This is a genomic window from Caulobacter hibisci (assembly GCF_016135805.1).
GTDB classification, from domain to species: domain Bacteria; phylum Pseudomonadota; class Alphaproteobacteria; order Caulobacterales; family Caulobacteraceae; genus Caulobacter; species Caulobacter hibisci.
The window spans coordinates 230,660-252,372 of record NZ_JADWOX010000003.1; the positions used below are offsets into that span (position 1 = coordinate 230,660).

Below are 21,713 nucleotides of genomic sequence, written 5' to 3' on the forward strand. Positions count from 1 at the left end.
AGCCGTTCCGGCTGCGGGGGCGCGCCTGAGCTGCGCGAATGCGCCGGCAGACATTTGGAGCAAGGTACTATGGCGTTTGAGCGTGGGTCGGTGTTGCGCGGCGTCGCCGCTGGCGTTCTGGCGCTGTCGGTTCTCGGCGTGGCCGCGTGCAGCAGCAACAAGCCCCCCAAGACCTTCACGACCCAGAGCGACGAAGGCGGCTTCCAGCCCTTCGGCCTGTTCAAGAAAGACGCGCCCAAGTCCGCCCCGAGCGAAGGCTCGATCGGCGTCAACGGCTTCCTGTGGCGCGCCTCGCTGGACACCCTGGCCTTCATGCCGCTGGCCTCGGCCGACCCGTACGGCGGCGTGATCGTCACCGACTGGTACGTGAACCCGGAAAAGCCGGACGAGCGCTTCAAGGCGACCGTCTACATCCTCGACACCCGCCTGCGCGCCGACGGCCTGAACGTGACCGTCTTCAAGCAGGCCAAGGACGCTTCGGGCGCCTGGATCGACACGGCCGCCGCCGACCAGACCGCGACCGACATCGAGAACGCCATCCTGACGCGCGCGCGCCAGCTTCGCCTCTCGAACATCAAGACCAACTAAGGACTCATCAGTCCTTCGCGCCTTTCGGGAGCCCCCTGGCGACAAGGGGCTCCCGTTCGCATATTTAGGCGCGCCCGTATTTAAGCGCACTCTGGCCGCGAAACCGCTTATGACCATTGCGGAACGCGCCAAACGCGTCCTGTCCGTAAGCACTGTCTGGTTTCCATGGCCCGCTACAATCCCAAAGACACCGAGCCGAAGTGGCGTGAAACCTGGGCCAAGGCCCAGACCTTCCTGACGCCGATCACCCCGGATGCGCGGCCGAAATACTACGTGCTCGAGATGTTCCCCTATCCGTCGGGGCGCATCCACATGGGCCACGTGCGCAACTACGCCATGGGCGACGTCGTGGCCCGCTACAAGCGCGCCCAGGGCTTCAACGTGCTGCACCCGATGGGCTGGGACGCCTTCGGCATGCCGGCCGAGAACGCCGCTATGGAGCGCGGCGTCCACCCCAAGGGCTGGACCTACGACAACATCGCCGCCATGCGCGAGCAGCTGAAGGCCCTGGGCCTGTCGGTCGACTGGTCGCGCGAGTTCGCCACCTGCGACCCGGAATATTACGGCAAGCAGCAGGCCTGGTTCCTGCGCCTGCTGAAGCGCGGCCTGGTCTATCGCAAGGAAGCCTCGGTCAACTGGGACCCGGTCGACATGACCGTCCTGGCCAACGAGCAGGTCATCGACGGCAAGGGCTGGCGCTCGGGCGCGACCGTGGAGAAGCGCAAGCTGACCCAATGGTTCCTGCGCATCACCGACTACGCCGACGCCCTGATCGACGGCCTGAAGACCCTGGATCGCTGGCCCGAGAAGGTCCGCATCATGCAGGAGAACTGGATCGGCCGGTCCAAGGGCCTGCGCTTCAAGTTCCAGTTCGAGGGCGAGGCGCCCGACGGCCTGGCCGAGGGGCTGGAGGTCTACACCACCCGTCCCGACACCCTGTTCGGCGCCAGCTTCGTGGGCATCGCTCCCGAGCATCCGCTGGCCGAGCAGCTGGCGGTCGAGAACCCCGACCTGCAGGCCTTCATCGCGGAGTGCCGGAAAGGCGGGACCTCGGAAGCCGACATCGAGGGCGCCGAGAAGCTGGGCCGCGACACTGGCCTGCGCGTGAAGCACCCGCTGGACCCGTCGATCACCCTGCCCGTCTGGATCGCCAACTTCATCCTGATGGACTACGGCACCGGCGCGATCTTCGCCTGCCCGGCCCACGACCAGCGCGACCTGGACTTCGCCCGCAAGTACGACCTGCCGGTCAAGCCGGTGGTGCTGCCGGCGGGCGCGGACCCGGCCGAATTCGAGGTCGGCAAGGAGGCCTATGTCGGCCCCGGCAAGATCTTCAATTCGGAGTTCCTGGACGGGCTGGACGTCGAGGCCGCCAAGGCCGAAGCGGTGGCCCGCATCGAGGCCGCCGGCCAGGGCCAGGGCGCGACGGTCTATCGCCTGCGCGACTGGGGCGTCTCGCGTCAGCGCTACTGGGGCTGCCCGATCCCGGTGATCCACTGCGAGGCCTGCGGCCCGGTGGCCGTGCCGGAAGACCAGCTGCCGGTGGTGCTGCCCGAGGACGTCACCTTCGATCCCAACAAGCCGGGCAACCCGCTGGTGCGGCACCCGACCTGGAAGCACGTCAACTGCCCGCAGTGCAACGCCCCGGCCGAGCGCGAGACCGACACGCTGGACACCTTCGTCGACAGCAGCTGGTACTTCGCCCGCTTCACCGACCCGACCGCGGCCGAGCCGATCGACAAGGCCTGCGCCGACCACTGGATGCCGGTCGATCAGTATATCGGCGGCGTCGAGCACGCGGTGCTGCACCTGCTGTACGCGCGCTTCATCACCAAGGCCCTGAAGGACGAGGGCCTGCTGTCGGTGGACGAGCCGTTCGCGGGCCTGTTCACGCAAGGGATGGTCACCCACGAGGCCTACAAGAACGAGGCCGGCGAATGGGTCGAGCCGTCGGACGTGGTGATCACCGCCGAGGGTAACAGCCGCAGCGCCAAGCACGCCAAGACCGGCGCGCCGATCGTCATCGGCGACATCGAGAAGATGTCGAAGTCCAAGAAGAACGTCGTCGCTCCCGAGGACATCTTCGAGGCCTACGGCGTCGACGCCGCGCGCCTGTTCGTGATGAGCGACAGCCCGCCCGAGCGCGACGTGCAGTGGACCAATTCCGGCGTCGAGGGCAGCTGGCGCTTCACCCACCGCCTGTGGAACGAGTTCGACAGTCAGCCGGCCGGCGACTTCGCCCATGACGAGGCGGATGAGGCCGCCCTGTCGCTGCGCAAGGCGGCCCATAAGCTGATCGGCTTCGTCACCGACAGCATCGAGGGCTTCCGCTTCAACAGCGGCGTGGCGCGGCTGTACGAGTTCCTGAACGCCCTGAAGGCCGCTCCGGCTGAAGGCGCTTCGGATGGCGTGCTGGCCGCCCGCGTCGAGGCCCTGGACATCCTGGCCCGCCTGGTCGCGCCGTTCACGCCCCACCTGGCCGAGGAGGCCTGGGTGCGCCTGGGCCGCGAAGGCCTGGTGGTCGACGCGCCGTGGCCCAAGGCCGACCCGGCCCTGGCCGCCGACGACGAGCGCGTGCTGCCGATCCAGATCAACGGCAAGCGCCGCGGCGAGATCAAGGTCAAGGCCGGCGCCGCCGACGACGAGGTCCAGAAAATCGCTCTGGCGGATCCGGCCGTCATGGCCCACCTTGAGGGCGTCACGGTCCGCAAGGTGATCGTCGTCAAAGACCGCATCGTCAACATCGTGGCGAACTGATCCATGAAGCGTCTCCTGGCGGCCGCCGCCCTCCTCTCCTCGCTCGCCCTGTCGGCCTGCGGCTTCACGCCCCTGTACGGCCAGCAGGGCGTCACGGGCGGCCTCGGGGCCATCGAGGTTGTGGCGGCCGAGGGTCGCGCCGGCTACCTGGTGCGCGAGCAGCTGGACGACGCCCTGGCGCGCAATCCCAACGTGCTGGCCTCGCACCGCCTGAGCTACACGGTGAAGGAAAACCGCTATGCGCGCGGCGTGCGGGTCGACAACGTCGCCAACCGCTACGAGCTGAACATGAAGGTCGACTGGAAGCTGGTCGACATCACCACCGGCAACGAGGTCCGCAAGGGCCAGGCGACCGCCGTGGTGACCTACGACTCGGCCGACCAGCCCTATGCCGCCATCTCCGCCCAGCAGGACGGCCAGGATCGCGCCGCCGCCGAGGTGGCGCGCAAGATCCAACTGGACCTCGCCGCCTGGCTGGCCGGCAAGGCGCCCGCCTGACCTCGTGGCCATTCTTTCCAAGCGGCAGGACGTCGAGCGGTTCCTGAAGGACCCGACGCCGGACATCCGGGCCGTCGTCATCTATGGCAAGGATCGCGGCGTGGTGCGCGACCGCGCCGTTCAGCTGGCCCACAAGGTGGTCGAGCGGCCCGATGACCCCTTCGACACCGCCCTGCTGACCGAGGGCGACCTCGACAGCCAGCCGGGGCGTCTGGAAGACGAGCTGGCGGCCCTGTCGATGATGGGCGGCAAGCGCCTGGTGCGCCTGCGGCTGATGGGCGAGAAGGCCGGTCCCGACAAGCAGGCCGCCGAGGCCCTGACCGCCCATGTCGAGGGCCGCCTGAACCCCGAGGCCTTCTTCCTGGTCGAGGCCGGGGCCCTGGGCCGCGACTCCGCCCTGCGCAAGACGGCCGAGAAAGCCAACGGCTGCTTCGTCATCCCCTGCTACGAGGACGAGGTCGGCGACATGGCGCGCCTGACCCGCGACGCCCTCTCCAAGGACGGGGTCAGCCTGAACGGCGAGGCCCTGGACCTGTTCGTCAACCGCCTGCCGAAGGAGCGCGGCGTGGCCCGCGCCGAGATCGAGCGGCTCGCGCTGTTCCTCGGCCCGGGCAGCGGCGTGGTCGCCACCCCGGCCGACCTGACCGACTTCCTCGGCGTCGAGCCGGAAGCCTCGCTGGGCGACGCCGCCGTCGACGCCTTCGGCGGCAAGATCGGCGCGGCCCACGCCGGCCTGCGCCGCGCCGCCCAGGAGGGCGAAGGCGGTCCGGCGGCCGTGCGGGCCATGGGCTTCCACCTGGGACGCCTGCGCCGCACCCTGACCCTGCACAAGAACGGCGTCGACCTCGCGGCCGCCGCCAAGGCCTCGGGCGTGTTCTGGAAGACCGAGCGCGAGTTCCTGCGCCAGGCCCGCGCCTGGACGCTCGAGCACCTGCTGACCGTGCAACAGGACATCCTGGTGGCCGACAAGGCCTGCAAGACCTCTGGCTCGCCCGACCAGCTGATCTCCGAGCGCCTGGCCCTGCAGATCGCCGGCCGCGCTCGGCGGCTGGGGCTGTGACGCGCTAACACGACACGGTCCGTGAAGCTGCACGCAGGGCGTGGGACCGTCACCGGCCCGCGACTGCGATTCGCGCTCAAGGTCAAAGATTTGACGAGCGGGGCCGGCGATTTTTCACGAAAAAGGCCGCCGAAGCAGCCTTTCCGGCGTCGGCGGCCCGGCCGCATTTTCCCTTGCAGCGCAGGGCTTTATCCCAGAATTGGGCGCGCGCCGCCCTCGCCTGTGGCGAACGGCGTGGCCCGGAGTACGGCCACGCCCTCTTCCGTGCGCGACAGAAGACCCTCTCAGACGCCCCGGGTCAGGCGGTTGCAGAGGTCGTCCAGCTGCTCGAGCGTCGCGTAGCGGACGATCAGCGAACCGGCCCCGCCGCGATGGTCGATCTCGACGTCGAGGCCGAGCACCGACGACAGGTCGGCCTCCAGGGCCTGGGTGTCGGTGTCCTTGACCCGCGGACCCTTGGGCGGGGCGCCGGCCTTGGCGCGCGGCGTGGCGTCGCCGGTCTGGGCGACGCGGGCCAGGGCCTCGGTCTCGCGCACCGACAGGCCGCCGTCGATGACCTGCTGGGCCAAGGCCGCCGGGTTCTCGGCCGTGGCGATGGCGCGGGCGTGGCCGGCGGTCAGGGCGCCGGTGACAAGGTGCTGTTGCACGGCTTCCGGCAGGGCCAGCAGACGCAGGGTGTTGGCCACGTGGCTGCGGCTCTTGCCGATGGTCTGGGCGATGGCGTCCTGGGTGCGGCCGAACTTGTCCATCAGCACGCGGTAGCTCAGCGCCTCTTCGAGGATGTTGAGGTCGGCGCGCTGGACGTTCTCGATGATGCCGATCTCGAGCACGGCCAAGTCGTCGAGCTCGCGGACGATGATCGGCACGGTCTTGAGGCCAGCCCGCTGGGCGGCGCGCCAGCGACGCTCGCCGGCGACGATCTGGTACTCGCCCGGAGCCCCCGGCGCCGGCCGCACCAGGATCGGCTGCAGCACGCCCTTCTCGGAAATCGAGTTGGCAAGTTCTACCAGGTCATCCTCGCGGAAGGTCCGGCGGGGCTGATCGGGATTACGCTTCAGCAGTTCGATCGGCGCCTCGCGCGAACCGCCGGCGTTGTCGCCGGGCGCCTGGGCGGGGGCCGTCTCGACCTCGCCCAGCAGCGCCGACAGGCCGCGACCCAGACCCCGACGGCCTTCCGACATCCCCGCTTCACCGACCACAACCGTCTCCTCGAAACTTCAGATTCAATAACGACTTCGACCCGTATCCTCAGGTCGTCTGACCTTCAGGATCAGGCCGCCTGGGCCTGGCGATCCTTCTCGCGGCTGATGACCTCGCGGGCCAGGCGCAGATAGGCCTGCGACCCGGCGCACTTGAGGTCATACAGCAGCACCGGCTTGCCGAACGACGGCGCCTCCGACACCCGGACGTTGCGCGGTATGACCGCGTCATAGACCTTGTCGCCGAAGTGATCCCGGACATCCTTGGCCACCTGCTCGGACAGGCTGTTGCGCCGATCGTACATGGTCAGCACCACGCCCTGGATCTCCAGGCGGGGATTGAGGCTGCCACGGACGCGCTCGATGGTGCGGATCAGCTGGGTCAGGCCCTCCAGGGCGAAGAACTCGCACTGCAGCGGCACGAACACCGCGTCGGCGGCGGTCATGGCGTTGACCGTCAGCACGTTCAGCGACGGCGGGCAGTCGATCAGCACATAGGTGTAGGGACCGTTGGCGCGCAGCGGTTCCAGGGCGTCGCGCAGGCGGTAGGAGCGGCGGGCGGTCTGGCCCAGCTCCAGCTCGACGCCCGACAGGTCGGCGTCGGCCGGGATCACGTCCAGGCCCGGCAGCGAGGTCTGGACGGCAGCCTCGACGATCGGGGCCTCGCCCATCAGCACGTCGTACAGCGTCTTCTTGCGCTGCAGGCGACCGATGCCCAGGCCCGTGGAGCAGTTGCCCTGCGGGTCGGCGTCGATCAGCAGCACGCGCTCGCCGCAGGCCGCCAGGGCGGTGCCCAGGTTGATGGCCGTGGTGGTCTTGCCCACCCCGCCCTTCTGGTTGGCGACGGCCAGGACTCTCAGCTCAGACTTTGCGGACACGGCTCAGCCCCTTGATTTGCACGACATGGCCGCGCGGATCGCTCTTGGAGCCCCGCACGTCCGACTCGAACTTCCAGGTCTTCTTGGCTTCAGCGATCTCGGCGGCGACCTCCTGGCCCTTCAGGAGCCAGGCGACCGCGCCGCGCTTGAAATAGGGTTGGGCGAACTCCAGCAGGCGCGGCATCGGCGCGCAGGCCCGGGCCGTGACCACCTGGACCTTGAGGTCCAGGCTCTCGGCGCGGGCGTTGTGGATCTCGACCGGCAGGTCCAGGGCGCCGCAGACGGCGTCGAGGAAGCGGCAGCGCTTGGCCATGCTCTCGACCAGGTGGACCTTGGCTCCCGGCGTGTCCTTCAACAGGATGGCCAGCACGACGCCCGGCAGGCCGGCGCCGGCCCCCAGGTCGGCCCAGACCTTGGCCTGCGGGGCGAAGGTCAGCAGCTGGGCGCTGTCCCAGGCGTGACGGTTCCAGTAGGCGGCCATGGAAGCCGGACCCACCAGGTTCATCACCGCGTTCCACTCGGCCAGCAGCTCGCGATAGCGGGTCAGGTCGGCGATCTGGACGTCGCTCGCCCCCGTCAGCCGCTGGAAGGCCGCGGCGTCGACCGGGTCGAGGGCCTCGATGACCAGTTCGGAGGTCGCTTCGGGAAGGGCCATCAGGCGGCGCGACCGCGACGAACATGGGCCAGCAGGGCCGTCAGGGCGCCGGGGGTGACCCCCTCTATGCGGGCGGCCTGGCCCAGGGTCAGGGGCTTCACCCGGATCAGCTTTTCGCGGACCTCGTTGGAGAGGCTGCCGATGTCGCGATAGTCGAGGTCGGCCGGCAGGCGCAGGTCCTCGTCCTTGCGCAGGGACTCCGCGTCGGCGCGCTGGCGGTCGAGATAGCCGGCATAGGCCGCCTCGATCTCGATCTGCTCGCGGGCCATCGGGCTCCAGTCGGCGATCTCGGGCCAGACGCGAACCAGGTCGTCGAGGCCGACGTCGGGATAGGCCAGCATGGCGAGGACGTCACGGCGCTGGCCGTCGGCATTGACCTTGAAGCCGGCCTTCACGGCCTCGGCCGGGGTCATGTTGAGGGCGCGGGCACGGGTCCGGACGGCGTCCAGCTCGGCCTTCTTGGCGTCCCAGGCCGCAGCGCGAACTTCGCCGACCACGCCCAGTTCGACACCGCGGCCGGTCAGGCGCTGATCGGCGTTGTCGGCGCGCAGCGTCAGGCGGAACTCGGCCCGGCTGGTGAACATCCGGTAGGGCTCGGTCACACCACGTGTGACGAGGTCGTCGATCATCACGCCGATATAGGCCTCGTCGCGCGCGAACACCGCCGGCTCCTTGCCCAACGCGGAGAGCGCGGCGTTCATGCCGGCGACCAGGCCCTGGGCCCCGGCCTCTTCATAGCCCGTGGTGCCGTTGATCTGGCCGGCCAGATAGAGGCCCGGCAGGCGCTTGGTCTCCAGCGTGGCGTAGAGCTCGCGCGGATCGACATAGTCGTATTCGATCGCATAGCCGTAGCGCACCACCTCGACGGCCTCGAGGCCCGGGATGGTGCGCAGGAACAAGAGCTGGGTTTCGGCCGAGACCGAGGTCGAGACACCGTTCGGATAGACGGTGTCGTCGTCCAGGCCTTCCGGCTCCAGGAACACCTGGTGGCTGGTCTTGTCGGCGAAGCGGACGACCTTGTCCTCGATCGACGGGCAGTAGCGCGGGCCGATCCCCGTGGCGCGGCCGCCATAGACGGCGGATTCGCCCAGGCGCTCGGCGATGATCTTGTGGGTTTCCTCGGTCGTATAGGTGATGCCGCAGCGGATCTGCGGCACGTCGATACGGTCGTTGAGGAACGAGAACGGCACGGGATCCTCGTCGGCCGCCTGCATCTCCAGGCGATCCCAGGCGATGGTCTTGCCATCCAGGCGGGCTGGCGTGCCCGTCTTTAGGCGGCCCATGTCGAAGCCCAGGCCGTAGAGGCGGTCGGACAGGCCGATCGACGGCTGGTCGCCGACGCGGCCGGCCGGGATCCGGGTCTCGCCCTGATGGATCAGGCCCTTGAGGAAGGTGCCGGTGGTCAGCACGACCTTGGGGGCGCGGTAGACCGTCCCCTCCCCGTCCACGGCGCCGGCCACGTGGCCGTCCTCGACGATCAGGTCTTCGGCGGCGGCGGCGATGACGTCGAGGTTCGGATAGGCGAACAGCTCGGCCTGCATGGCCTCGCGATAGAGCTTGCGGTCGATCTGCGAGCGCGGACCGCGGACCGCGGGGCCCTTGGAACGGTTCAGCATCCGATACTGGATGCCGGCCTTGTCGGCCATGCGGCCCATCAGGCCGTCCAGGGCGTCGATCTCGCGAACCAGGTGGCCCTTGCCCAGGCCGCCGATGGCCGGGTTGCACGACATCTCCCCGACGGTTTCACGTTTGTGGGTCAGCAGCAGGGTGCGCGCGCCGGTGCGCGCGGCCGCGGCCGCGGCTTCGCAGCCGGCATGACCGCCGCCGATGACGATGACGTCCCAGGCCTGTTGGCCAAGGTTGGGCGAGGTGTTGGACAAGGAAGAAGCGCCTCAATGCGGAACGCCCCCGTCGCGGCGGGGGCGTGTGCAGACTTATAGCCGCAAGCCGCCCTGTGGGCGAGTCGCGACCGGCGCGTTTCACGTGAAACGCCGTGGGCCTATCTGTGGTCAGGCTGTGGACGGTTCAAGGCGGTGTTCCACGTGAAACATTCATTTGCCGATGCAGAAGCTTGAAAACACTCGCTCAAGCACGTCTTCCGGATCGATACGGCCGGTGATGCGCGACAGCGCCCGGGCCGCGAGACGAACATCTTCCGCCACAAGTTCCACGTCGTCTGTCTCCGCCAAAGCACGCTCCAGAAAGGCTCTCGCCTCATCCAGACGCTCGGCATGGCGGATGCGAGTGGCCGCCGGGAACTCCGCACCCGACAATGCCTCCACCACGTGGGCGGTCAAAGCCGACCGGATCTGGTCCGCGCCATCTGCCCGCGCCGACAGCGCCACCACGTGCAATCCCAGCGCGGCCGTCGCGGCGCGTATGGCCTCTACAGCTGCTGGCGCTACCAGATCGGTTTTGTTGATCACCAGCCAGTCGCCGGGCCGGACAATTATGTGGGTATCGGAATGTTTCACGTGAAACTGCGCGGCGTCCACGACCCACAGCCGCAGATCCGCCTCCTCCGCCCAGGCTCGCGCCCGGCGCACGCCCTCGGCCTCGATATCGTCGGCGGTCTCGCGGATCCCGGCCGTATCGGCCAGCAGGGCCTTGTAGCCGCCCAGCACCAGCGGAACCTCGATGACGTCCCGCGTGGTGCCCGGCGTGGCGGTGACGATGGCCGCGTCGCGCTCGGCCAGGGCGTTGAGCAAGGTGCTCTTGCCGGCGTTGGGCGCGCCGACCAGGGCGATGCGGAAGCCATCGCGCACCCGCCTGCCACGTGAAACATCGTCCAGGGCCGCGTCGATCTCGGCGGCCAGGATCTCAAGCCCGGGCCGTGCCCGAGCGGCGACGTCTTCCGGCAGTTCCTCGTCGGGGAAATCGACGGCGGCTTCCAGCATGGCCAGGGCCTGGACCAGCAGGTCCCGCCAGGCGTCGTAGCGGCGGCCCAGCGCCCCTCCCAGCTGGCCCAGGGCCTGTTTGCGCTGCCCTTCCGTCTCGGCGTCGATCAGGTCGCCCACGGCCTCGGCCTGGGCCAGGTCGAGCTTGCCGTTCTGAAAGGCGCGGCGGGTGAACTCGCCGGGCTCGGCCAGACGTAGCCCCAGGGCCGACAGGGCGCCCAGCAGCGCCTCGACGACCGCCCTGCCCCCGTGCACGTGAAACTCGGCGGCGTCTTCGCCGGTGTAGCTGGCCGGCCCCTGGAACCACAGCACCAGCGCATCGTCGAGCGCGGCGCCGTCGTGGCGCAGGGTGCGCAGGGCCGCCTGGCGCGGCTTGGGCAGGTTTCCCGTGAGGGCGCGCACGGCATCGCTGCTGGCCGGACCCGAGACGCGGATCACCGCCACGGCGGCGCGGCCGGCGGCCGTCGCCGGCGCGTAGATCGTATCGACCATCAGATCAGTCGCGCTTGCCGACCGCCGCTCCGGCCGCGGCCGTCATCAGCTTGCGGAAGCTGTCCTGAGCGCCGGCCCCGAAGGCCATCCAGTTCTTCAGCAGCTCCTCGGGGGCCAGCATGGCCATGTTTGAATCCATCCGCGCCTGCATCTCTTTGACCAGATGCTCGTTGAGGGGGCTCACGTCCGGCAGGCCCAGAAAGGCCCGGGCCTCGACCGGGGTGCAGTCGATCTCGATCGTCATCTTCATCGATAGAGGTTCCTTGGGAAAAGGTTCCCTGGCGGCGGGCCACGAGATTGTGACGTCGCACCCTGCTCGCCCCAGGTTAGAGCGCTTCGGTCGAAAGTCCCAATCGGGCCGGAAAACGGCCGAGCGTACGGAGAGAGCCCCTTGAGCGAGACCCTCACGATCAACACCCCCGACGGCGACTTCTCGGCCTATGTGGCCCGACCGGCCGGCGCCACGGGTGACAATCCCCCTGCCATCGTGGTCATCCAGGAGATCTTCGGCGTCAACCAGGTGATGCGCGACATCTGCGACAAGCTGGCCGGCGAAGGCTTCCTGGCCGTCTGCCCCGACCTGTTCTGGCGGATCGAGCCCGGCATCGACATCACCGACAAGTCCGAGGCCGAGTGGAAGAAGGCCTTCGAACTGTTCAACGCCTTCGACGTCGACGCCGGCGTGGCCGATATCGACGCCACGATCGACGCCGTCCGCCCGCTGTCGTCGGGCAAGGTCGGGGCGGTCGGCTACTGCCTGGGCGGCCTGCTGGCCTTCCTGACGGCGACCCGCACCGACGCCGACGCCGCAGTCTCCTATTATGGAGTCGGCCTGGAGAAGCATGTCGGCGAGGCCGAGAAGCTGGAAAAGCCGCTGCTGCTGCACGTGGCCGAAGAAGACCAGTTCGTGCCCAAGGAAGCCCAGCAGGTGATCTTCGCCGCCCTGAAGGATCATCCGCAGATCACCCTGCATACCTATGCCGGCCGCGACCACGCCTTTGCCCGCGACGGCGGCGAGCACTATGACGCCGCCGACGCCGCCACGGCCAACGGCCGCAGCCTGGCCTTCTTCCAGAAGACCCTCGCCTGATGCTGGCCGTCGAAGCCAAGGCCGCTGGCGGCCCCGAAGTGCTGGAGGTCGTCGAGCGCGACCTCCCCTCGCCCGGCCCCGGCCAGATCCTCGTCCGCCATGCGGCCGTCGGTCTGAACTTCATCGACACCTATCACCGCTCGGGCCTCTACCCGGTGAAGTACCCGCAGGTGCTGGGCCTGGAGGCGGCTGGCCACGTGGAAGCCATTGGTGACGGCGTCAGCCGCTTCGCCGTCGGCGATCGCGTCGCCTATAACGGCACGATGGGCGCCTATGCCGAAGCCTCGGTCGTGCCGGCCGATAGGGCGGTGAAGGTTCCGGAAGGGGTCAAGCTGGAGGTCGCCGCCGCGGTGCTGCTGAAGGGCATGACGGCCGAGTTCCTGGTCCGCCGGTGCTTCCCCGTCCAGGCCGGCCAGACCGTGCTGGTCCACGCCGCCGCCGGCGGGGTCGGCCAGATCCTGGTGCAGTGGGTCAAGGCCCTGGGCGCCAACGTCATCGCCACGGTGGGCTCGGAGGCCAAGGCCCAGATCGTCCGCGATCTCGGCGCCGACCACGTGATCCTCTACGACCACGAGGACGTCGCCGCCCGGGTGGCCGAGATCACGGGCGGAGCCGGCGTGCCGGTCGTCTATGACGGCGTCGGCAAGGACACCTTCCAGGGCAGCCTGAAGAGCCTGGGCCGTCGCGGCGTGCTGGTGACCTACGGCAACGCCTCGGGCCCCGTGCCGCCGTTCGCCCCGCTGGAGCTGGGCGCCAAGTCGGCCTGGATCACCCGCCCCCGCCTGTTCGACTACATCGTCACGACGGAGGAGCTCGACGAGAGCGCCGCGGCCCTGTTCGAGGTCCTGGCCTCGGGCGCGGTGAAGATCGAGATCGGGCAGCGGTTCCCGCTGGCGGAGGCCCGTCAAGCGCATGAGGCGTTGGAGGGACGGAAGACGACCGGAGCGACGGTGTTGGTGCCGTAGGCGGGGTAACACCCCCTCCGGCCCTTCGGGCCACCTCCCCCAGAGGGGGAGGATCTCCGGGCCAGATGCTCCCCTTCTGGGGGAGGTGGCCCGAAGGGCCGGAGGGGGTCAGCCCCAACAAAAAAGGCCCCGGAGCGATCCGGGGCCTTTCTCGTGTTTCACGTGAAACACCAAGCTTAAGTATTCATGCTCTGGAAGAAATCACCGTTCGTCTTCGACTGGCGCAGCTTCTCGAGCAGGAACTCGATGGCGTCCGAAGCGCCCATCGGATTGAGGATCCGGCGCAGCACGTAGGTCTTCTGCAGCTGGTCCCGCGGGGTGATGAGCTCTTCCTTGCGGGTGCCCGACTTGAGCACGTCGATGGCCGGGAAGATGCGCTTGTCGGCCACCTTGCGGTCGAGGACGATTTCCGAGTTACCGGTGCCCTTGAACTCTTCGAAGATGACTTCGTCCATGCGGCTGCCGGTGTCGATCAGGGCCGTGGCGATGATCGACAGCGAGCCGCCCTCTTCCACGTTACGCGCGGCGCCGAAGAAGCGCTTGGGACGCTGCAGGGCGTTGGCGTCGACACCACCGGTCAGGACCTTGCCCGACGACGGCACCACGGTGTTGTAGGCGCGGCCGAGGCGGGTCACCGAGTCCAATAGGATGACGACGTCGCGCTTGTGCTCGACCAGGCGCTTGGCCTTCTCGATCACCATCTCGGCGACTTGCACGTGGCGCGTGGCGGGCTCGTCGAAGGTCGAGGCGATGACCTCGCCCTTCACCGTGCGCTGCATGTCGGTGACTTCTTCCGGGCGCTCGTCGATCAGCAGGACGATCAGATAGCACTCGGGGTGATTGGTCTCGATCGACTTGGCGATGTTCTGCAGCATCACCGTCTTGCCGACCCGCGGCGGGGCGACGATCAGGCAGCGCTGGCCCTTGCCCAGCGGAGCGACGATGTCGATGACCCGGCCCGAGCGATCCTTGATGGTCGGATCGGGCAGTTCCATGTTCAGGCGCTCTTCGGGATAGAGCGGCGTCAGGTTGTCGAAGTGCACCTTGTGGCGCACGTTCTCGGGGCTTTCGAAGTTGATCTTGCTGACGCTGGTCAGGGCGAAATAGCGCTCGCCTTCGCGCGGCGAGCGGATCGCGCCCTCGACGCTGTCGCCGGTGCGCAGGCCGAACTTGCGGATCTGCGAGGGCGAAACGTAGATGTCGTCCGGACCCGGCAGGTAGTTGGCTTCCGGCGAGCGCAGGAAGCCGAAGCCGTCCTGGACGACTTCCATGGTGCCCGACCCGAAGATCTCCACGCCTTCTTCGGCGAGGGTCTTCAGGATGGCGAACATCATGTCCTGCTTGCGCATAGAGTTGGCGTTCTCGACCTCGAAGGTCTCGGCGAACGCCAGCAGGTCGGCCGGGGACTTTTCCTTCAGTTCCTGCAGCGACATGCGCGTCAGGCCCATGGCGGCGATGGCGGCGGTGATTTCGGCGTTGTCGTCCTCGTCGCCGACGTCGCCTTCAGCGGCGCTGTCGGTGGAGGCTTCGACGGTGGTGTCGATCGCGGCGTCTTCCGTCGTCTCGACGGTTTCCAGCTCGGCGGGGATTTGCGGGTCGGTGTCTTCAGACATGCATGGACTCACGGTGGCCCGGATACGATCCGGGCTTGGGTAGAAATTCAGCCGGCCTCCACGTGGAAGCGGCGATGGGGTCGCGCCATTGACGACGGCGCGGATCGATCAGGGGAACGGATCATGAGGCGCACCAGGACGGGCGCGATCCGTGAAAGGCGGGAACGCTGCGGTATGGCCGCAACGTCTGACCAAGACGGGAACCACAAGGCGGCCCTGGGGTCAAGCGCTACCGGAGGAGTCCTGTGGGCGCTCGTCATCCTGCCTGAGGATGAGGGTGGAGGAATGCGGGAGCCAGGCTCCCGCTCCCCGTCAGTTCAGGTACTTGGTCGTCACCGACAGCACGATGACGATGGCCGCCACGAAGGGCAGCTCGTTGGTGGCGCGCCAGAATTTTTCCGAGCACGTGTTCTGGCCGGCCTCGAAGGCTTTTCGGGCCTTCGACAGGAAGCCGTGCCAGCCGAACAGGAAGAACACGCCCGCCAGCTTGGCCAGCATCCAGGGCTTCAGCAGGAAGTCCCAGCCGCGGATCGCGCCGTCGGCCATGATCAGACCCAGGCCGAAGACCAAGGCCGCGATCATCGCCGGGTTGATGATACCGCGCAGCAGCCGGCGCTCCATGACCTTGAAGGTCGCGTCCATCTCCGAGCCGAGCGTGGCGCCGGTGTGATAGACGTAGAGGCGCGGCAGGTAGAGCATCCCCGCCATCCAGGCGATCACGGCCAGGATGTGCAGGCCGCGGATCAGGTTGAAATGCTCGACCAGGAAGTCGGTCACGCGGCGGCTCCTGCACAAGGTTGGTCGTCTTCGCAGATCAGCGACGACGGATCAGCGAGGGCCTGCGTGACCAGAGTCCCCAAACAATCGATGAACGCCGGCGTCACGCCCAGGGCCGGTACGCGGACATAGATCGAGCCGCCGTGCTTGTAGGCCAGCTCGCGATATTCGACGTCGAGCTCGACCAGGGTCTCGATGTGCTCGGAGACGAAGGCAATCGGGGTGACCACGAGCGCAAGACCCGCCTTGGCCGCGGCCTCGACCTCCTCGTCCGTCGACGGACCGATCCACTTCAGCGGACCGACCCGGCTCTGGTAGCTGATCTTCCAGTCGACGCCCTCGCCGAGGATGTCGCCCAGCTGGGCGACCACGGCGGCGGCCGTGGCCTCGACATGGCGCTGGTAAGGGTCGCCGCCGAGGATCACCTTCTCAGGCAGGCCATGGGCCGAGAACAGGATCCGCGCCGGCTTGGGCGATCCGGCCTTGAGATATTCCGCCCGGATCAGATCCGCGTGCGCCTGCACGAAACCCTCGGCGGTCGGATAGCAGCAGACGGTCGTGGTGCGGCTGGCGTCCTTGCGACCAGTGAGCTTGCGCCAGGCGCGTTTCCACGCATTCAGCGACGAGGCCGTGGTCGTGGTCGAGTACTGCGGATAGAGCGGCAGCAGCACCACCTCGTCCGGCGCGAAGGCCTTGACCGCCTTGGCGGTCTCGCCGGTCAGCGGGTTCCAGTAGCGCATGGCGATGAAGGTCTGGACCGTGTCGCCCGGCAGGCGCTGGGCCAGCACCGCCTCGAGCGCCTTGGCCTGTTTCTGGGTTTCCGGGAGCAGCGGCGAGCCGCCGCCCATCAGGGCGTAGTTCTCGCGCGCCAGCTTGGCCCGGGTGGTCGAGATCAGGGTCGCCACCGGATAGCGGACGAAGAACGGCGCCTGGATGATCGCCGGATCGCGGAACAGGTTGAACAGGAACGGCCGCACGGCCGCCTGGCCGTCGGGCCCGCCGAGATTGAACAGGACGACGGCGATCCTGCGCCCGCTCTTCAGCTCGCTCATTGGCCGGTCACGCGCTTGAGCACCTGCTCGACATGCGGGATCGGCGTGTCGGGCAGGATGCCGTGGCCCAGGTTGAATATATAGGGGCCCTGCCCCCACTGCTCCAGCATCTGGTCGACGCGAGCGTCCAGCGCCGGTCCTCCGGCCCGCAGCAGCAGCGGATCAAGGGCGCCCTGGATGGTCTTGGTCTTCTGGATGGTCTGTCCGAGCTTCGCCGAGGCCGAGGTGTCGAGCGCCACCCCCTCCACCGGCACGGCCTGCGCGTAGGCCTCGACCAGCGTTCCGGCCCCCCGCGGGAAGCCGATGATCGGCACGGTCACGCCGCGGGCGCGCAGGCCCTCGACGATGGCGATGTGCGGCCGGGTCACCAGGCGCTCGAACAGCGGCTCGGACAGGCCCTCGGCCCAGCTCTCGAACAGCTTCAGCGCCTGGGCGCCCGAGGCGGCCTGCATGGCCAGGTAGTCCACCGTAGCGTCGACCAGGATCTGGATCAGGCGATCGAGCTTGTCGGCGTTCTGGTAGGCGAAGGTGCGCGCGCCGGAGCGATCGCTGGAGCCGCCTTCGATCATGTAGGTGGCCACGGTCCAGGGCGCGCCGGCGAAACCGATCAGGGCCTTTGAGGGGTCGATGTCGGCGCGAACGAGCGACAGCGTCTCGCCGACTGCCTTCAGGGCCTCGCCCGCCTGGTCCACCTTGTCGGCCATGGCGTCGAGATCGGGCAGTTCGCCAAGCTTGGGACCTTCGCCGGCCTCGAACCAGACCTTCTGACCGAGAGCGCCGGGGATCAGCAGGATGTCGGCGAAGACGATGGCCGCGTCATACGGAAAGCGGCGCAGCGGCTGCAGCGTCACCTCGGCGGCCTTTTCCGGGTTCAGGCAGAAGCTGATGAAGTCCGGCGTCGTCGCCCGCACGGCGCGGTACTCGGGGAGATACCGTCCCGCCTGGCGCATGAACCAGACCGGAGGACGCTCGGCGGTCTCGCCAGCCAGCACGGAGAGAAACTTCGGGATCGGGGCGCTCGTCATACCGGCGTTAAATCCCGGCGAGCCGTTCCACTCAAGTCCGGGAGACCCCGTACCCTCTTATTCTTCTTAAAAATAAGATTCTTAGAAAGATAGGAGGAAGGGGATGGGCAGGTGCAAGGCGGGGATAAGTCCGTCTTTGTGGAGGACTCCCACCGGCCCTACTCAGTATGCCCAAGCTTGGTCCACATGGGGGTCATACCTTGTGAACTCCGTGGACAAGCCGCCAAGCCGCCGGAATCCCTCAGGAACCCAGCGGCTGGTAAAGACGAAATTAACCCTTCGTTAGGAGTTTCCACAGGCGTGGACGGACGCTCGGGCACAGGTCCCGGATCACAGGTTCAAGCTGGGGATTGTCCGGCGTCAATGAGGCCGTTTATCACAGGGGCGCGGCGCAAGGTCGCGACGAGGCGCATTTGGCGCCCGCTTGTCCCCAGGGGGCGCCCAGAGTGGTAAAGCAATCTTTAACGGACGATCCACAGGAAGGCGCCTCGGCTGAGGCCGATCGCCACACCGCGCGGTTCGCCACCTACTTCCACATCCACCTGGTGTCGGACTCCACGGGCGAGACGCTCAACGCCATGGCGCGCGCGGTTTGCGCCCGTTTCACCGACATCCTGCCCATCGAACACATCTACGCGCTTGTTCGTTCCACCCGTCAGTTGGACCGGGCGCTGGAAGAGATCGCCGGCGCGCCGGGCGTGGTGATGCACACCATCATCGACCCCAACCTGCGGGCGGCGCTGGAGGAAGGCTGCCGCAAGCTCGACATGCCGTGCATCGCCGCCCTGGATCCGGTGGTCAGCGCCATGTCGCGCTATCTGGGGGCCAAGATCTCGACGCGGGTGGGCGCGCAACACGCGCTGAACAACGATTATTTCGACCGCATCGAGGCGCTGGACTACGCCATCGCCCACGACGACGGCCAGGGCGGCCAGGATCTGACCCAGGCCGACGTCATCCTGGTGGGGGTGTCGCGCACGTCCAAGACCCCGACCTGCATCTATCTGGCCCATCGCGGCGTGCGGGCCGCCAATGTGCCGCTGGTGCCGGGCCGCCCGCCCCCCGACCAGCTGTTCGAGCTGAAGAACACCCTGATCGTCGGCCTGATGACCAGCCCTGAGCGGCTGATCCAGATCCGTCGCAACCGCCTGCTGTCCCTCAAGGAGAACCGCGAGAGCGACTATATCGACACCGACAGCGTGCGGGCCGAGATCATCGCCGCCCGCCGGCTGTTCGAGAAGAACGGCTGGCCGATCATCGACGTCACCCGCCGGTCGGTGGAAGAGACGGCGGCGGCGATCATCAACCTGCTGTCGGGCGGCCGCGGCCAGGTCGAGGTGCTGGGATGAGCGCGCCTCCGATCACCCTGGCCTCCACCAGCTGGACGCGTCAGACGATCCTCAAGAACGCCGGCGTGCCGTTCGAGGCCGTGGCTTCGGGCGTCGACGAGGATGCCGCCAAGGCCGGGCTGCTGGCCGAGGAGGTCACGCCGCGCGACGTCGCCGACGCCTTGGCGCAGACGAAGGCGGTCAAGGTTTCGGGCAAGCGCTCGGGCCTGGTGATCGGCTCGGACCAGACCCTGGAGCTGAAGGGCGCTCTGTTCGACAAGGTCGACACGATCGAGGCGGCCCGCGCCCGGCTGCTGGAACTGCGCGGCGAGGTCCACAAGCTGCATTCCGGCGTCGTCGTCGCCCGCGACGGCCAGCCGATCTGGCGCGTGGTCGAGACGGCGAAACTGTCGGTGCGGCCGTTCAGCGACGCCTGGCTCGACGGCTATCTGGAGCGCAACGGCGAGCAGATCCTGTCGTCTGTCGGTTGCTACATGCTCGAGGGCGAAGGCCTGCAGATGTTCGACCGTATAGACGGCGACTATTTCGCCATTCTCGGGCTGCCGATGACCGGCCTGCTCGATTTCCTGCGCCTGCACGGAGCGCTTCAGGCATGAGTTCTCAACACGGCCAGGCCATTACCGGCGCAGCCCTGGTGGCCGGCGTCTGCGGCCAGCCGATCATCCATTCGATGAGCCCGATCCTGCACAACGCCTGGTTGGCGGGGGCCGGGATCGACGGCGCCTATGTGCCGATGGGGCCGGCGGAAGACCGCTTCGAGGCCTTCGTGAACGGCTTTCGCGGCGGGGTGATCCGGGGGCTGAACGTCACCATTCCCTTCAAGGAACGGGCCCTGGCCTGCGCCGACACCGCCAGCGACCTAGCCCGCCTAGCCGGCGCGGCCAACCTGCTGCGCTTCCACGCGGACGGGACGATCACCGCCGACAATACCGATGGTCCCGGCATGCTCGGCGCGATCGCCGCCCAGGCGCCGGACCTCGCCATCGCCGGCTGTTCGGCGGTGATCCTCGGGGCCGGCGGCGCGGCCCGAGGCGCGGCGGCGGCGTTGCTTCTGGAGCAGGCGCGCGAGGTGCGGATCGTCAATCGCACGGTCGAAAAGGCCCAGGCGATCGCCGACGCCCTGGGGGATGTGGCCACCGCCCATGGCGAGGCCGAGCTTCCGGCTCTTCTGGCGACCGCCGACCTGGTCATCAACGCCACCTCCCTCGGGCTGGGCGGCGGCGACGGTCCGGCGGCGGATCTTTCCCTGACGCCGAAAGGCTGCGTGGTGATGGACATGGTCTACAAGCCGCTGCGCACCGAGTTCCTGGCGCGGGCCGAAGCCGCCGGCCGGCGCACCGTGGACGGGCTGGAGATGCTGCTGCTGCAGGCCGTGCCGTCGTTCGAGGCCTTCTTCGGGCAGGCGCCGCCGGCCGACGTGGACGTGCGCGCCATCGCCCTGGCGCATCTGGGGATCAGCAAGTGATCATCCTCGGCCTCACCGGTTCCATCGGCATGGGCAAGTCGACGACCGCAAAGATGTTCGAGGCCCAGGGCGCGCCGGTCTACGATTCCGACGCCGCGGTGCATGCCCTGTATACGGCCGGCGGCGCGGCCGTGGCGCCGGTCGAGGCGGCGTTTCCGGGCGTGGTCGTCGACGGCGCGATCGATCGGGCGCGGCTGAGCGCTCAGGTGGTCGGCGATCCGCAGGCGCTGGAGAAGCTGGAGGCCATCGTCCACCCGCTGGTCGGAGCCCATCGCATCGGCTTTTTCGAGAAGGCCGCCAACGAGGGCCACCAGATCGTCGTGCTCGACGTGCCCCTGCTCTACGAGACCGGCGGGCAGAAGCACGTGCACAAGGTCGTGGTGGTCTCGGCGCCGGCCGAGGTGCAGCGCCAGCGGGTGCTGGCCCGGCCGGGCATGACCGCCGAAAAGCTCGACGCCATCCTGGCCCGCCAGCTGCCCGACGCCGAAAAGCGCGCGCGCGCCGACTTCGTCATCGATACGGGCCAGGGCCTGGCGGCCGCCGAGGACCAGGTGCGCGACATCCTGACCCTGTTGAGAACCTCCGCCCACGCTTGATGCGCGACTCGAACCGGCCCATTGAAAGGTCATGGCCCGGGAAATCATCCTCGACACCGAAACCACCGGCTTCGATCCGAAGACGGGCGACCGCCTGGTCGAAATCGGCTGCATCGAGGTGGTGGACTTCATGCCCACCGGCCGCTCGTTCCACGAATATTGCGACCCGCTGCGCGACATGCCGGCCGAGGCCGAGAAGGTGCACGGCCTGTCGGCCGCCTTCCTGACCGGCAAGCCGAAGTTCCACGAGATCGCCGACAAGTTCCTGGAGTTCGTCGGCGACAGCGTCGTGGTCGCCCACAATGCCGCGTTCGACCGCAGCTTCGTCAATTTCGAGCTGGAAAAGTGCGGCCGCGCGCCGCTGCCGGAAGAGCGCTGGATCGACACCCTGGCCATGGCCAAGAAGCGCTTCCCGGGCATGTACAACTCGCTCGACGCGCTCTGCAAACGCTTCAAGATCAGCCTCGACAGCCGCGACAAGCACGGGGCGCTGATCGACTCGCACCTGCTGGCCGAGGTCTATCTCGAACTGCAGGGCGGCAAGGAACGTGCGCTCGAGCTGACCCATGCCGTGGCGGTAAACGCCGTCAGCGCCGCCCGCGCCGGCGGCTACGGCGCCCGCCCGCGCCCCCTGCCCTTCCGCTCGACCGACGCCGAGCGCGCGGTGCATGCCGACTGGGTCAAGTCGACCCTGAAGGACAAGGCTGTCTGGCTGAAGTTCGACCTGCCGGAGCTGGCGCCGCCGGCGGCGGAATAG

General features: G+C 68.3%; 21 protein-coding genes. 11 read left to right on the plus strand and 10 right to left on the minus strand.

The genetic code is table 11. The annotated features are described in order from the left end of the window. Positions 1-54 precede the first annotated feature (54 nt). The 4 genes from I4Q42_RS07175 (at position 55) to holA (ending at position 4,903) form a co-directional block, all read left to right on the plus strand. Positions 55-588 carry a DUF3576 domain-containing protein gene (locus I4Q42_RS07175; protein ID WP_198575370.1) on the plus strand — a complete coding sequence of 178 codons (534 nt, stop codon included), beginning with the start codon at positions 55-57 and terminating at the stop codon, positions 586-588. A 165-nt stretch (positions 589-753) separates the two neighbouring features. Continuing rightward, positions 754-3,345, plus strand: coding sequence for a leucine--tRNA ligase (gene leuS / locus I4Q42_RS07180; protein ID WP_198575371.1), 2,592 nt, complete (start codon positions 754-756; stop codon positions 3,343-3,345). Between the two features lie 3 nt (positions 3,346-3,348). Further along, complete coding sequence (lptE, locus tag I4Q42_RS07185; protein WP_198575372.1) at positions 3,349-3,843, plus strand: LPS assembly lipoprotein LptE; 495 nt, start codon at positions 3,349-3,351, stop codon at positions 3,841-3,843. Positions 3,844-3,853: 10 nt separating this feature from the next. After that, a complete protein-coding gene (gene holA, locus I4Q42_RS07190; RefSeq protein WP_332873039.1) occupies positions 3,854-4,903 on the plus strand; it encodes a DNA polymerase III subunit delta in 1,050 nt (349 codons plus the stop codon). A gap of 284 nt (positions 4,904-5,187) precedes the next feature. Here holA and I4Q42_RS07195 read toward each other — a convergent pair whose 3' ends face one another. The 6 genes from I4Q42_RS07195 to I4Q42_RS07220 all read right to left on the minus strand — a co-directional run bounded on the left by I4Q42_RS07195 (position 5,188) and on the right by I4Q42_RS07220 (position 11,274). Continuing rightward, positions 5,188-6,084 carry a ParB/RepB/Spo0J family partition protein gene (locus I4Q42_RS07195; protein WP_198575374.1) on the minus strand — a complete coding sequence of 299 codons (897 nt, stop codon included), beginning with the start codon at positions 6,082-6,084 and terminating at the stop codon, positions 5,188-5,190. Between the two features lie 89 nt (positions 6,085-6,173). Next, entirely contained in the window at positions 6,174-6,980 is an 807-nt protein-coding gene (locus tag I4Q42_RS07200; protein WP_198575375.1) for a ParA family protein, read from the minus strand. Then, positions 6,964-7,635 carry a 16S rRNA (guanine(527)-N(7))-methyltransferase RsmG gene (rsmG, locus tag I4Q42_RS07205; RefSeq protein ID WP_198575376.1) on the minus strand — a complete coding sequence of 224 codons (672 nt, stop codon included), beginning with the start codon at positions 7,633-7,635 and terminating at the stop codon, positions 6,964-6,966. The genes I4Q42_RS07200 and rsmG overlap by 17 nt, the downstream gene beginning before the upstream one ends. Beyond that, a complete protein-coding gene (mnmG, locus tag I4Q42_RS07210) occupies positions 7,635-9,515 on the minus strand; it encodes a tRNA uridine-5-carboxymethylaminomethyl(34) synthesis enzyme MnmG (protein ID WP_198575377.1) in 1,881 nt (626 codons plus the stop codon). Before mnmG ends, rsmG begins: the two co-directional genes overlap by 1 nt. A gap of 171 nt (positions 9,516-9,686) precedes the next feature. Further along, the gene (gene mnmE / locus I4Q42_RS07215) at positions 9,687-11,024 is read right to left on the minus strand and encodes a tRNA uridine-5-carboxymethylaminomethyl(34) synthesis GTPase MnmE (RefSeq protein WP_198575378.1); all 1,338 of its coding nucleotides are present in this window, start codon (positions 11,022-11,024) and stop codon (positions 9,687-9,689) included. 4 nt (positions 11,025-11,028) lie between these two features. Continuing rightward, the gene (locus I4Q42_RS07220) at positions 11,029-11,274 is read right to left on the minus strand and encodes a DUF6489 family protein (protein WP_110121131.1); all 246 of its coding nucleotides are present in this window, start codon (positions 11,272-11,274) and stop codon (positions 11,029-11,031) included. Between the two features lie 141 nt (positions 11,275-11,415). Between I4Q42_RS07220 and I4Q42_RS07225 the strand changes: the two genes are divergently transcribed. Together I4Q42_RS07225 and I4Q42_RS07230 are read left to right on the plus strand one after the other, a co-directional pair. Beyond that, positions 11,416-12,114 carry a dienelactone hydrolase family protein gene (locus tag I4Q42_RS07225; protein WP_198575379.1) on the plus strand — a complete coding sequence of 233 codons (699 nt, stop codon included), beginning with the start codon at positions 11,416-11,418 and terminating at the stop codon, positions 12,112-12,114. Continuing rightward, positions 12,114-13,079: a quinone oxidoreductase family protein gene (locus tag I4Q42_RS07230; RefSeq protein WP_198575380.1), complete on the plus strand. Its 966-nt coding sequence runs from the start codon at positions 12,114-12,116 to the stop codon at positions 13,077-13,079. Before I4Q42_RS07225 ends, I4Q42_RS07230 begins: the two co-directional genes overlap by 1 nt. A gap of 176 nt (positions 13,080-13,255) precedes the next feature. Here the strand turns inward: I4Q42_RS07230 and rho are convergent, their stop codons facing one another. From rho to hemE, 4 genes are all read right to left on the minus strand, one after another. Continuing rightward, positions 13,256-14,692, minus strand: a complete 1,437-nt coding sequence (rho, locus tag I4Q42_RS07235) for a transcription termination factor Rho (protein WP_198575381.1) — start codon at positions 14,690-14,692, stop codon at positions 13,256-13,258. A 312-nt stretch (positions 14,693-15,004) separates the two neighbouring features. After that, a complete protein-coding gene (locus I4Q42_RS07240) occupies positions 15,005-15,505 on the minus strand; it encodes a CopD family protein (RefSeq protein ID WP_269816473.1) in 501 nt (166 codons plus the stop codon). Next, positions 15,466-16,521, minus strand: coding sequence for a ferrochelatase (hemH, locus tag I4Q42_RS07245; protein ID WP_198575383.1), 1,056 nt, complete (start codon positions 16,519-16,521; stop codon positions 15,466-15,468). The genes I4Q42_RS07240 and hemH overlap by 40 nt, the downstream gene beginning before the upstream one ends. Beyond that, on the minus strand, positions 16,518-17,546 hold the full coding sequence (hemE, locus tag I4Q42_RS07250) for a uroporphyrinogen decarboxylase (RefSeq protein WP_198575384.1): 1,029 nt from the start codon (positions 17,544-17,546) through the stop codon (positions 16,518-16,520). The genes hemH and hemE overlap by 4 nt, the downstream gene beginning before the upstream one ends. Before the next feature lie 446 nt (positions 17,547-17,992). On the opposite strand from hemE, the gene I4Q42_RS07255 reads away from it, so the two are divergent. From I4Q42_RS07255 to dnaQ, 5 genes are read left to right on the plus strand one after another with little or no spacing between them, the layout of a single operon-like run. Then, a complete protein-coding gene (locus I4Q42_RS07255; RefSeq protein WP_198575385.1) occupies positions 17,993-18,895 on the plus strand; it encodes a pyruvate, water dikinase regulatory protein in 903 nt (300 codons plus the stop codon). After that, the gene (locus I4Q42_RS07260) at positions 18,892-19,491 is read left to right on the plus strand and encodes a Maf family protein (RefSeq protein ID WP_198575386.1); all 600 of its coding nucleotides are present in this window, start codon (positions 18,892-18,894) and stop codon (positions 19,489-19,491) included. The genes I4Q42_RS07255 and I4Q42_RS07260 overlap by 4 nt, the downstream gene beginning before the upstream one ends. Beyond that, positions 19,488-20,360 (plus strand): shikimate dehydrogenase, encoded by an 873-nt coding sequence (gene aroE, locus I4Q42_RS07265; protein ID WP_198575387.1) that lies wholly within the window; start codon positions 19,488-19,490, stop codon positions 20,358-20,360. Before I4Q42_RS07260 ends, aroE begins: the two co-directional genes overlap by 4 nt. Then, positions 20,357-20,956 carry a dephospho-CoA kinase gene (gene coaE / locus I4Q42_RS07270; protein ID WP_198575388.1) on the plus strand — a complete coding sequence of 200 codons (600 nt, stop codon included), beginning with the start codon at positions 20,357-20,359 and terminating at the stop codon, positions 20,954-20,956. Before aroE ends, coaE begins: the two co-directional genes overlap by 4 nt. 31 nt (positions 20,957-20,987) lie before the next feature. After that, the gene (gene dnaQ / locus I4Q42_RS07275) at positions 20,988-21,713 is read left to right on the plus strand and encodes a DNA polymerase III subunit epsilon (RefSeq protein ID WP_198575389.1); all 726 of its coding nucleotides are present in this window, start codon (positions 20,988-20,990) and stop codon (positions 21,711-21,713) included.